The organism is Sphingobacterium sp. IITKGP-BTPF85 (assembly GCF_001006065.1).
GTDB classification, from domain to species: Bacteria; Bacteroidota; Bacteroidia; order Sphingobacteriales; family Sphingobacteriaceae; genus Sphingobacterium; species Sphingobacterium anhuiense.
The window spans coordinates 38,458-49,675 of record NZ_ASZT02000027.1 but is presented as its reverse complement, the minus strand read 5'-3'; the positions used below and the strand labels follow the sequence as shown (position 1 = coordinate 49,675).

Sequence of the window (11,218 nt, the reverse complement as noted above, 5' to 3'; positions counted from 1 at the left end):
ATTTATATTTTCGCCATTATTAGTTTAATAATCTCCTTTTTAGGAAGTAAAATCTCGTCAATCATTCCAAAGTCTTTTGCTTCGGAAGCCTTCATCCAGTAATCACGGTCAGAAGATTTTTCTACCCATTCGTAAGTTTGTCCTGAGTGGTCAGCAAATAATAGTGTAAAGTTTCTTCTTTTAATTTCATCATCTCACGAAGATTGATTTCCATATCTGAAGCAACACCTTGAGCACCGCCGGAAGGTTGGTGGATCATGACACGTGAATGTCTCAATGCAGCACGTTTACCTTTTGCTCCAGCAACCAATAATACAGCACCCATAGAAGCTGCGATACCTGTACAGATTGTAGCAACATCTGGTGCGATATATTGCATCGTGTCATAAATACCTAAACCTGCATAAACACTACCACCTGGTGAATTGATGTAGATTTGAATATCTCTTTGGGAATCTGTTGATTGTAAAAACAACAATTGTGCCTGAATGATATTTGCTACCTGATCGTTGATACCATCACCTAAGAAAATGATACGATCCATCATTAAACGTGAAAATACATCCATTTGAGCAACGTTTAATTGACGTTCTTCTACGATGTATGGAGTCAAGTTTGTAGGTGTGTTTACTTGCGCTCGTGCAATAAATCCATCAACATGTTGACTTCCAATTCTGTGATGCTTGATTGCATATTTTCTGAATTCGTTTTTATCTATATTCATATTCTTTGTGATTCAAATTTATAAGACTAATATAAAACTATATTTTAAATAATAAATACTATATGCCATTTGTTTTACACATGAGTTACAATTCTCTTAAAGTTGATCATAACTCGGCAGCTCTTTTATAAAGGCAAATGATTTGTTTTCAAAATCAATTTTACAATAGTAATGCTGCAATCCATTGCTTACTAAGAGTAACGGAATTTTATGGATAGAATTGTAATTACCGATCTGTTCGAAGGTCGCCTGTGTAATTTTTATATGTGGCGCCTTAAATTCAGCTAGTACTATTTTTTCTCCTTGATTATTATAGATGAGTAAATCACTTCGTTTTTGAAGGTCATTCAGTCGTAAGCCACCTTCTATCTTCATTAAGGATTTAGGATACTTTTTGTTGATATGGAGAAAGTGTACCCAATGTTGGCGAACCCATTCTTCCGGAGTTAAAACAAGTTTCTTCTTTCGTAAATCGTCAAAAATGAAAATGGTTTCATTCTCTTTTGTCAATTTCGCTGGATATGGCGGTAAATTTAACGGAATTGGGTTAAACATAGGACAAAGATACTAATTTTTGAATTATTCAAAATAGAAGAGATGTAGGATTCCGTTATTCAAATTTTACGGTTCGTCATTTTAGTTGTAATTTAGTGGCATCATGAATATCAGTCCTATTTTAACAGACATTAAAAAACGTAAATTTCAGCCGGTCTATTTATTGCACGGTGAGGAAAGCTATTTTATAGATGTCATAAGTGATGCATTAGAGCATACGGTTCTTAATGATGCTCAGAAAGGTTTTGATCAAACTGTACTTTACGGAAAGGATACTGATTTCTCGACAATTGTGAATGCTGCCAAGCGTTATCCAATGATGAGTGATCACCAGCTGATTATTATTAAAGAGGCTCAGGATCTGAAATGGAAGGATGACGAATTGCTTCTCAAATATGTAGAGCAATGTACATTGAGTACGGTTTTGGTATTTGATTATAAATATGGCAAGTTTGACAAACGTAAGAAATTATACAAAGCCATTGAAAAAAAAGGCCTTGTCGTAGAATCAAACAAACTTTATGATGATAAAATAGCCGCATGGGTTATTTCTTATATCAAAGAACAGGGATGGAATATACACCCTCAAGCAGCTGCTCTACTGTCAGAATATTTAGGTACTGAACTTTCTAAAATTGTCAATGAGCTGAATAAACTGATGCTCAATGTACCAAAGGAAAGAGAAATTGTTGTGTCAGATATTGAACAAAATATTGGTATCTCAAAAGATTTTAATGTTTTTGAACTGAATACTGCTTTAGCGAAACGCAACGCATTTAAAGCATATCAGATTATAGATTATTTTGCCGCAAATCCAAAAAGTAATCCTTTAGTGTTAGTTCTAGGTACTATAGCTGGATATTTTACGAAGGTCTTAAAATATCATTATATAATTGATAAAAGCACAGCCGCTAAAGAGTTGGGTGTTCATCCTTTTTTTATGAAAGAATATGAACTTGCAGCACGTAACTACAATAGAAGAAAAACATTTACGATCATCGAAGCATTAAAAGATGCAGATTTAAAATCAAAAGGAATGAATGTAGGAGGTAATACGAGTACTAAAGATATCCTGACAGAATTGATTTTTACAATACTTAATTAGCAATTTTATAAGAAATAACGATTAAAATCTTCTCAATATTTTTATAAAAAAACCTTTCTCATTTGTTTGAGTGAGGTTTTTTTTATGGAAAACCTAATGTAGATCGATGTTATTTACCTTATTTACAGTGATATCGAATTAATGTTATCTTTTTGTAAAGTTTAAATTAAACGCTTGTTTAAATTTGCACACGGTTTTTAAAATCCCAATAATGGAATTCAGTGAAAAACAATTAGAAATATTGCATGTCGCAGAAAAGCTTTTTGCTACAAGTGGATTTGATGGTACATCTGTACGTGATATAGCACAAGAAGCCCAGGTCAATGTCGCCATGATCAATTATTATTTTGGTTCTAAAGATAAATTGTTAGATGATCTTTTTACCTACAGGGTTGAAAAATTCAAGATGGATGAGAGTATTTTACAATTAACTATTCCTGTGATGGATATCCTTGACGAAATGGTGAAATCTTATATTAAATATATGAATTCTAGTTTGGCGATCTATCATATTTTGGCAATAGAAGCCGGAGTGAAAAAAAGGTTGATGCTTTCCGATTCCTATAAAAATTTAAAAAAGCACAATTTAAATGTCATTTCAAGTATTCTTCAAAAAGGAGTATATGCAGGCGAGTTTCGATCAGGTAATGATCCAATCTTGATACATGCCACAATGATGGGGACGTTCATGAATTTTCAGATGAACAGATCTTTTCTAAAATCAGAATTAAATCTTACTACTGATGAGGAGTATAGTCAATATATGGAGTCAACTTTAGTAACCCACTTACAAAGAACGATTAAAGCTTTATTAACATATGAATATTAAAATAGGGAAGTTGGCACTCTTACTTTTCTGTCTACAGGGGGTTGCATTTGCGCAACAGGGTGATCCCCTCACTTTGCAAGAGGTAATCCGTCTTGCTCAGACACAAAGTTTGGAAGCAAAAGCTTCAGAAACAAAAATTAAAGGAAGAAAATTGGAGTTGGATGCTTCAAAGAATAGTTTACTTCCTGACGCTAAGTTGAGCGGACAATATTTAGCAATGACTTCTCCGGATGTTAAACTTCGGATACCTGTATCATCATCTTCAGATCCGATGGATATTAAAGCTAATCAGTTAATGCTGGGACAGGCTTCTGTAAGTATGCCCATCTACACAGGTGGAAAAATTAAAAACAGTATCGCAGCAGCTGGCAATGCTGTGAAGATGGAGGAGTTCTCAGCTTTAGCGTTAAAAGATCAATTGGCTGAACAAGGTATTAGCTTGTATATCAATTTGTATAAAGCGCAACAGACTGCACTTTTAATGGAAGAAAATATTAAAAGATCTGAGCAACGTGTGACAGATTTTAAAGCGATGGAGGCGAATGGGATCATTCCACGAAATGATCTTTTAAAAGCTGAATTGCAATTGTCTAATTATAAGGTTTCTCTTCAGGAAGCAAAAAAAAATGCGAATGTTTTAAATTACCAGTTGGTTAATTTTTTAAAACTAGATGAGGCTACTCAAGTTTCTGCGATCAATCTGGATGATGCACCTATAGCAGGAGATTTCTCTGATGTTCAAACCGCGTTGGCCAATAGAAATGAATTGAAGGCCTTACAGGCACAACATGATATTGCTTTGAATAAGGTCAATATTGAGAAATCTAATGCATTGCCAAAAATAGCATTAACGGGTGGTTATGCTGCACTGGACGTACATAATTTGGTAACAGTGAAAAATGCCGTGAATGTTGGTGTAGGAGTTTCTTATGATATTGGATCACTTTATAAAAATAAGAAGAATGTCAATATCGCCCGTAATCAAGTAAGCCAAGTGGATGAAAATGTAGTTATTATGAACGACAAAATTAAAGTTCAGGTACAACAGGCGAATGAAAATTATCACTTGACGATTTCTCAAAATCAATTGTATACAGAGGCAGTAAATCAGGCGAATGAAAATTATCGTATCGTAAAGGATAAATATGATAATGGTGTGGCGGATACAGATGATTTATTAGAAGCCGATGTACAACAGCTGCAATCAAAAATTAACTTAGCGATTTCTAAAGCTAATACTGTAGAGAAATATTATGATTTACTTTTAGTAAATGGTCAATTAACAACAAAATAATTATAAATATCAATGGAAAATCAAGAAGAAAAGAAACCATCAAATAAGAAATTTGTCTTCATTCTTATTGCTCTTATCTTAGTTGGAGGAGGGTATGGTGGTTATAAATACATCCACAGCCAGTCGCATGAAACAACAGATGATGCACAGGTTGATAAAAATATGAACCCAATCATTCCTAAAGTAGGTGGTTATATTGCACAAGTGTATGTAAAGGATAATGATATTGTAAAAAAGGGAGATACATTATTTACGATTGATACACAGGATTATCTGATAAAGGTGAAAGAAGCTGAAGCTGCTTTGTTGGGCGCAGAGGGATCTTTTGAAGTATCGAAAGCTGATGTAAATGCCACTTCTGCTAATGTAGCGATTTCTGATGCGACGGTTCGTTCTAATATTGGAAGTATTGATGTTGCGCAAATTCGTGCAGAACAAGCTCAAAATGATTTCAACCGGTATTCGAATCTTTATAATAACCATTCAATTACGAAACAGCAATATGAACAGGCTTTAACAACTAAGCTAGAGGCGGAGAAGCAAGTTGAGATTTTAAAACAACAGCGAAATGCGTCAAATTCACAACGTCAGGCTGTGCTGAGTAAAACAAATGTTGCAAGTAAACAAACAGCAGTAGCACAGGCTAATATTGAACGCGCTAAAGCAGCTGTTGACGCCGCTAAATTGAATCTTTCGTATACAGTAGTTACTGCTTCTGCAGACGGTCAGATTTCTAATGTAAAAATAAGACCTGGACAGATGGTTAATCCTGGAGCAGCATTATTTTACATTGTTGATAATCATGAGACCTGGGTTGTTGCTAATTTCAAAGAAACACAGATGAATGATATTCGAATTGGACAAAAGGTAGCAGTTACTGTTGATGCGTATCCAAATATCGAATTTGAAGGTGAAGTGAATTCATTTTCACCGGCAACAGGTTCTAAATTTTCTTTACTTCCTCCGGATAATGCTACTGGTAACTTTGTGAAAACAGTACAGCGTCTTCCTGTGAAGATATTATTAACGAAAGCTAACACAGCTGATCATATTGCTTTATTGCGTCCAGGAATGAACGCTGACGTTGACGTTCACTTAAAATAAGATTATGACAGCTACACTTGATCAGGATAGTCTCATTGAATATGGGTATCGGCGTGTCATCATCACTATTATAGCAGTTCTTTGTGCTTTATTGGAGATTGTGGATACCACCATCGTCAATGTCGCTCTCAATGATATGAAAGGAACATTGGGTGCGACGTTAACGGATATCGCTTGGGTCATTACAGCATATGCAATCGCGAATGTGATCGTGATCCCCATGACAAGTTGGCTATCACAACAGTTTGGGCGCAGAAATTATTTTGCAGCCTCTATTATTATTTTTACGGTTGCTTCGTTTTTATGTGGCAATTCAACCAATATTTGGGAACTGGTATTTTTTAGATTTATACAGGGAATGGGTGGAGGAGCATTATTAGTTACTGCTCAAACTATTATTACCGAAAGTTATCCCCCGGCAAAGAGAAGTATGGCGCAGGCCATATACGGAATGGGGGTTATTGTTGGGCCAACGCTAGGTCCTCCTCTAGGTGGTTATATCGTAGATCATTTCTCTTGGCCTTATATTTTTTATATCAATGTTCCTTTGGGTATTATTGCTGTTCTTTTGACACTTACATTTGTTAAGAGTCCTAAATATGGTGAAAAACAGGCTGCTAAAGATGTGGATTGGTGGGGTGTGGTTTTCTTGATTATGTTTATTGGTTCTTTACAGTTTGTATTGGAGCATGGACAGCAGGATGATTGGTTCTCCAATAGTACAATTGTTATTCTTTCGGTTACATCAGTTTTAGGATTACTGTTTTTCGTCTGGAGAGAGCTGACCTATGACCGGCCGATTGTTAATTTGCGGGTTTTAAAGGATAAAAATCTACAAGTTGGTGTCGTGATGAGCTTTATACTCGGTTTCGGCTTGTTCGGTTCGACATTTGTTATTCCGATTTACACCCAGTCTATTTTGGGATGGACAGCAACAGATGCAGGTTTACTGCTTATTCCGAGTTCTCTGATGACTGGTTTCATGATGCCTTTTATCGGTAAGATGATTCAGAATGGGGTTCCTCAGAAATATATGGTCGCGATAGGTTTATGTGTATTCTTTGGTTTTTCATTTGTGATGTACAGCCGTCTGACGAATGATACGGGAGCGGAACACATGTTTTGGCCTTTAATATTTAGAGGTGTGGGTTTAGGTCTATTGTTTGTGCCAGTAATGACTTTATCATTGTCGACCTTATCGGGTAAAAGTATTGGTGAAGGAGCGGCGTTTACGGGAATGATGCGTCAATTGGGTGGTTCATTTGGTATTGCTTTGATTACGACATTTATTTCTCGCTTTAGTCAAAGCCATCGGGTTAATTTATTAGCTAATTTAGATCCAACTGATTTTGAGGTACAGCAACGTATCAATCAGATGCAGGCTAGTTTTATAGCTAAAGGATTTACCCCGAATGAAGCCTTAGGAAAAGCTTATCAATTATTAGAAGGTTCAGTCATGAAGCAGGCTACTGTTTTATCTTATATGGATGTGTTTTTATACATCGGGATATTATTCATAGCCTGTGTACCATTCGTGCTGATGATCAAACAAGGTAAGAACAAAGTGGATACATCAAGCTTACACTAAATAAGATAAAAATTTAAAAGAATAGAAACAGCCGTAAATATATATACGGCTGTTTTTTTGTAAATAATTTCGGATTAATGTAAAAAGCAGATAAAAGTTTATCTGAAAAATAGTGCTAATGAAAAGAACTGAATCTAACAGATCATTTTGATTGTAACAAATCGTTAATTTATTTGTTTCTCAAGTGATGCACTTGTAAACTTAAAACAAGATTTAGATTAGGACAAACTAATGATCGACTTATGAAATTATTACTTATTCTTTTTACAGCTTTTTTTCTTGCCCTGATAGGCACAAAATTAGTCTACGGTTTTTGGGATTTTTTATTTGCAGGTAATCTTGGTATGACTGTTTTTATCATTTTCACTGGTTTGTCACATTTTAGATTTCAAAAAGGTATGGTGATGATGATGCCAGATTTTATTCCTGCAAAATTGTTTTTAGTATACTTAACGGGAGTACTCGAAATTGCAGCTGGAATCGGATTGATGATACCCTCATTAAGAGCAACCACTGCAATATTGCTCATTATATTTTTTGTTGTCGTTTTCATTGCAAATGTTAATTCTTCGAGAAAGATGATCAATATTTTTAAAGCCGATTATACGGGGCCGGGGATGAATTATTTATATGCACAAAGACTTCCGATGCAGCTTATTTTAATAGCATGGGTATGGTATTTTGGGCTTTATTTAAAATAAAGTTTAAAAAATCCTCCGTCATCGAGAGATGAGGAGGATTAAACCAATTATAATAGAAGGGGGGAGGGAATATTATTTCGTTAAGATGTTATCAAAAGTGATAGCCATATAGTATAAAGCGCCAAGTGTAGGTCCACCTGCATATTGTATATAATGATTGTTTAATATATTACTTCCACCAAGTTTAATAGTTGTTTTAGGCATCTTGTAACTAACCTGTGCATCAATATTATTATAAGCGGAGACACGGGCATTCACAAGCGGGCTTTCCCAGTCAAATGCATCCTGCCATTTCCAAACAAGATTAAAACCTACATTTGGCAGAATCTGTCTATTTCCGAAAGATAGATTAGATGCCACTTAGGAGTATTGAATCCGGTAACAAATAAATCAGATTCTTTATTTTTAGTAATATCACTGTAGTTAATATTGCCGGATACTGTATAGTTACCACTGAAGTTATAAGTAATGCCAAGAGAACTTCCATAATTGTTATAACTGTTTTTGGCATTCGTATAAACACGGTAACGGGTTTGTTTGGATCTATTACTAGCTAACATATCAATAACAGATGCATCTGTTGTGATCTTATCTGTAGATGGGACGGCGACTTCTACCTGACCTAAAAATCCATTATAGACATTGCTGTAAAGATCCCAGTCAATAGCTAATTTGTTTTGAAACAATACCGCTTTATAGCCAATTTCGAAAGACTTGATACTTTCTGGCTCTGTTGCCTTTAAATTTGTAACAGCTAAAAGTCCCCGGTTTTTAAGTGCCGCATCATTAGCTGTCAATCCAGTTGCGACATCCTTGTTTACCGCTGCATTAAAACTATTTACGGATTGAAGGGTATATGAATTATCTAAGTATCCAAGTCCTTCATTGATATAGGACAAGCCTCCTACGCGACGTACATTTCCGTTATTGACAAATGATAGTGCTTCAAATAGAGCAGGAAAGCGATATCCATTTTGAAAAGATGCTCTAAGGTTATGTTTTTCTTTTAGGGTATATACTGCTGCAATCCTAGGATTAATTTTAGCTGAGAATTCAGGATTATAATCAACCCGTAATGATCCAAAAAGTTTTAATTTCTCATCCAGAAGAGATTTTGTAATCTGTCCAAAACCCCCAACTTTTTTGTAATAGACATTTTCACCAAAAGAACCATTTGACAAAGGCTGACTCCTGTCTGCTATAGGTCTTTTAAAATCCACAAAGTTGTTTCCGTCAGGAACTACTTCATAAATGGTCGCATCACCCCCTATTAATAAGTTGAAAATATTGATGTGTCGGCTTAAATCCCATTGTGCATTAACGTGGTAAGTTCTGCTCATTTGTTTCAATTGAGCACCACCTGTTGCGGTACCGGTTTTAACGCCTGCATTCAAATGATCCCAATTATTGATTTTAGTAATGGTATTTTTTAGTTCATCAAAATCTTTTGTACCAGGTTCTACACGACCTTTGTCAGCTACTATTCTGGCATTTCTTAAAGCATCTGTTAAAGATATTCCTTCATTTAACTGTGTTTGCAATGAGTTTTTATAAAGATCTCGCCATGCATTATTAGATAAATGAGTCAGGTCTAAATTGTCTGCCAAAGGTTTAATATTATAGGAGTCACCCGTGTTTTCAGTAGAAAGGTAGGTTTTTATAGAATAGTCATTTCCTTTTAATTCTAATTTATGATTTTGAACCTTTACATTATCCAATTGGATTTTATTTCCTCTTTGAAAGACGCCATCCATTTGACCAAATCGGTAGCTATAAGATAATTCCGCATTTTCAGTAAGGCGATAATGTAATGCGGCATCAAATTTTAAATTTTCAACTGTAGGCTTTGAAAGATCTTCCTCTTTGTAACCTGTACGTCTCACAATTAGAGATTGGTTTGCTTTACCATTAATGTTCAAACCCGAAAGGGTCACAGCATTATTATTTTCGTCACCATAAATATTCCAGCCATCGTAGGCGGGGTTGTTACTTTCCGAAAGTTCTGGGAAGCCAGGGTTTGCTGTGTTTAATGTGTTTGGATTTTGATCCTGATAAGAATTAGACAACCAGTCAGTTCCTCTTAAATAGCTCAGATTGACTTTGAATGCAAATTTATTATTGAAAGATTTGGCAAAACGGACGGCATTCTCTGTCAAATTACTCAATTCTCGACCAGTACCGCCGGTATGATTTAGCCCATTTTTGGAGTAAACGCTTAATCCTTCGTATAAAAACGGATTTTTTGTCAATAGATTAGCCATCCCATTAATGGCATTCATACCATAAAGAGCGGAAGAAGCGCCAGGAGTTATTTCTATACTTGCAATATCCAATTCTGTAGGACCTATGGCATTACCTAATGGAACGCCTAATGTCGCCGCTTGCATATCTACACCATCAGCCAACTGAACAAATCTAAAGTTGTTAGGAATATTGAAACCTCGAGTATTTGGAATTTTGAAAGTAATGCTTGAAGTGGTCATTTGAACACCCTTAACATTTTCAAGTGCATCATAAAAACTAGGGGCAGGAGATTCTCTAATAGCTCTGATATCTAATTTTTCAATTGAAACAGGAGATTTTAAGATACTTTCCTGTGTACGTGATGCCGTGACTACCACTTCTTTTCCGAGAATTGTTTGCGTCAATAATGCTAAATTTAAGTTGGATTCTGGACCTGTTACTTCGTAAGTTTTTGTTTCAAAACCAACTCCAGATACTTTTAATGTAAAAGGATATTTTGCTTTTGTGTTGAGTTTAAAATCACCTTTGTTATTCGTTGATGTTCCGTTTACAGTTCCTTGAATTGTAATGGTAATTCCGGGCAAAGGTTCTTTTGTGTTCTGGTCAATAATATGACCGGTGAGTTCAATAATATTGGACCCTTGAGCAAAAGAGGGAGTAGTTTTGGCCACCCCAATAATCGCGATGATAATAAAATTTAGTAATGTTCTTTTCATATTTAATATTAAATCTATCGATTTGGTAGACAAATATATTTTTTAGTTTTCATATTACAGCATTTATTTTTAAATAATAGTAATTATTAGTTTTTAACTATCTGTAATTGAGCGCTTATAATTTAATATGAATATTGTTTTAAGTTACGTTTAGAAAGGTTTTTTTAAAAAAATCAATATAAAATAGTCAATCTTTTATCTGTTAAAAATTTATGATTTTTTTCGTGTAAAAGCTACCTGCAGTAATTATTTTCGTTTTATTATATCATTAACATCTTTCCGCTGTATAAGAAAGATAAAAAGAATCATAATAATTTTTTTGGATGTAAGTAGGAGGCTGGAATAAAAAAAATCTAGC

General features: G+C 34.9%; 9 protein-coding genes and 1 pseudogene. 6 read left to right on the top strand and 4 right to left on the bottom strand.

The window, feature by feature from the left end; translation table 11 throughout:
* Positions 1-2: 2 nt before the first annotated feature.
* Positions 3-724: pseudogene (locus tag L950_RS07770) on the bottom strand (ATP-dependent Clp protease proteolytic subunit).
* Between the two features lie 96 nt (positions 725-820).
* Complete coding sequence (locus L950_RS07765; RefSeq protein WP_021188467.1) at positions 821-1,279, bottom strand: type I restriction enzyme HsdR N-terminal domain-containing protein; 459 nt, start codon at positions 1,277-1,279, stop codon at positions 821-823.
* Positions 1,280-1,382: 103 nt separating this feature from the next.
* On the opposite strand from L950_RS07765, the gene holA reads away from it, so the two are divergent.
* The 6 genes from holA to L950_RS07735 all read left to right on the top strand — a co-directional run bounded on the left by holA (position 1,383) and on the right by L950_RS07735 (position 7,900).
* Positions 1,383-2,384, top strand: a complete 1,002-nt coding sequence (holA, locus tag L950_RS07760; protein ID WP_021188466.1) for a DNA polymerase III subunit delta — start codon at positions 1,383-1,385, stop codon at positions 2,382-2,384.
* Positions 2,385-2,595: 211 nt separating this feature from the next.
* A complete protein-coding gene (locus L950_RS07755) occupies positions 2,596-3,213 on the top strand; it encodes a TetR family transcriptional regulator (protein WP_021188465.1) in 618 nt (205 codons plus the stop codon).
* The gene (locus L950_RS07750; protein WP_021188464.1) at positions 3,203-4,507 is read left to right on the top strand and encodes a TolC family protein; all 1,305 of its coding nucleotides are present in this window, start codon (positions 3,203-3,205) and stop codon (positions 4,505-4,507) included. The genes L950_RS07755 and L950_RS07750 overlap by 11 nt, the downstream gene beginning before the upstream one ends.
* A gap of 12 nt (positions 4,508-4,519) precedes the next feature.
* Positions 4,520-5,611 carry an HlyD family secretion protein gene (locus L950_RS07745; protein ID WP_021188463.1) on the top strand — a complete coding sequence of 364 codons (1,092 nt, stop codon included), beginning with the start codon at positions 4,520-4,522 and terminating at the stop codon, positions 5,609-5,611.
* Positions 5,612-5,615: 4 nt separating this feature from the next.
* Complete coding sequence (locus L950_RS07740; RefSeq protein WP_021188462.1) at positions 5,616-7,199, top strand: MDR family MFS transporter; 1,584 nt, start codon at positions 5,616-5,618, stop codon at positions 7,197-7,199.
* Between the two features lie 242 nt (positions 7,200-7,441).
* On the top strand, positions 7,442-7,900 hold the full coding sequence (locus tag L950_RS07735) for a membrane protein (protein ID WP_021188461.1): 459 nt from the start codon (positions 7,442-7,444) through the stop codon (positions 7,898-7,900).
* A 72-nt stretch (positions 7,901-7,972) separates the two neighbouring features.
* Here L950_RS07735 and L950_RS32410 read toward each other — a convergent pair whose 3' ends face one another.
* Together L950_RS32410 and L950_RS07730 are read right to left on the bottom strand one after the other, a co-directional pair.
* Positions 7,973-8,260 (bottom strand): TonB-dependent receptor, encoded by a 288-nt coding sequence (locus L950_RS32410; RefSeq protein WP_231576972.1) that lies wholly within the window; start codon positions 8,258-8,260, stop codon positions 7,973-7,975.
* The gene (locus L950_RS07730) at positions 8,212-10,860 is read right to left on the bottom strand and encodes a TonB-dependent receptor (RefSeq protein ID WP_231576971.1); all 2,649 of its coding nucleotides are present in this window, start codon (positions 10,858-10,860) and stop codon (positions 8,212-8,214) included. The genes L950_RS32410 and L950_RS07730 overlap by 49 nt, the downstream gene beginning before the upstream one ends.
* Between the last annotated feature and the right edge of the window lie 358 nt (positions 10,861-11,218).

Coding starts and splice junctions, on each gene's coding strand:
- L950_RS07765 (WP_021188467.1), bottom strand. CDS start 1,279: ATGTTTAACCCAATTCCGTTAAATTTACCGCCATATCCAGCGAAATTG.
- holA (WP_021188466.1), top strand. CDS start 1,383: ATGAATATCAGTCCTATTTTAACAGACATTAAAAAACGTAAATTTCAG.
- L950_RS07755 (WP_021188465.1), top strand. CDS start 2,596: ATGGAATTCAGTGAAAAACAATTAGAAATATTGCATGTCGCAGAAAAG.
- L950_RS07750 (WP_021188464.1), top strand. CDS start 3,203: ATGAATATTAAAATAGGGAAGTTGGCACTCTTACTTTTCTGTCTACAG.
- L950_RS07745 (WP_021188463.1), top strand. CDS start 4,520: ATGGAAAATCAAGAAGAAAAGAAACCATCAAATAAGAAATTTGTCTTC.
- L950_RS07740 (WP_021188462.1), top strand. CDS start 5,616: ATGACAGCTACACTTGATCAGGATAGTCTCATTGAATATGGGTATCGG.
- L950_RS07735 (WP_021188461.1), top strand. CDS start 7,442: ATGAAATTATTACTTATTCTTTTTACAGCTTTTTTTCTTGCCCTGATA.
- L950_RS07730 (WP_231576971.1), bottom strand. CDS start 10,860: ATGAAAAGAACATTACTAAATTTTATTATCATCGCGATTATTGGGGTG.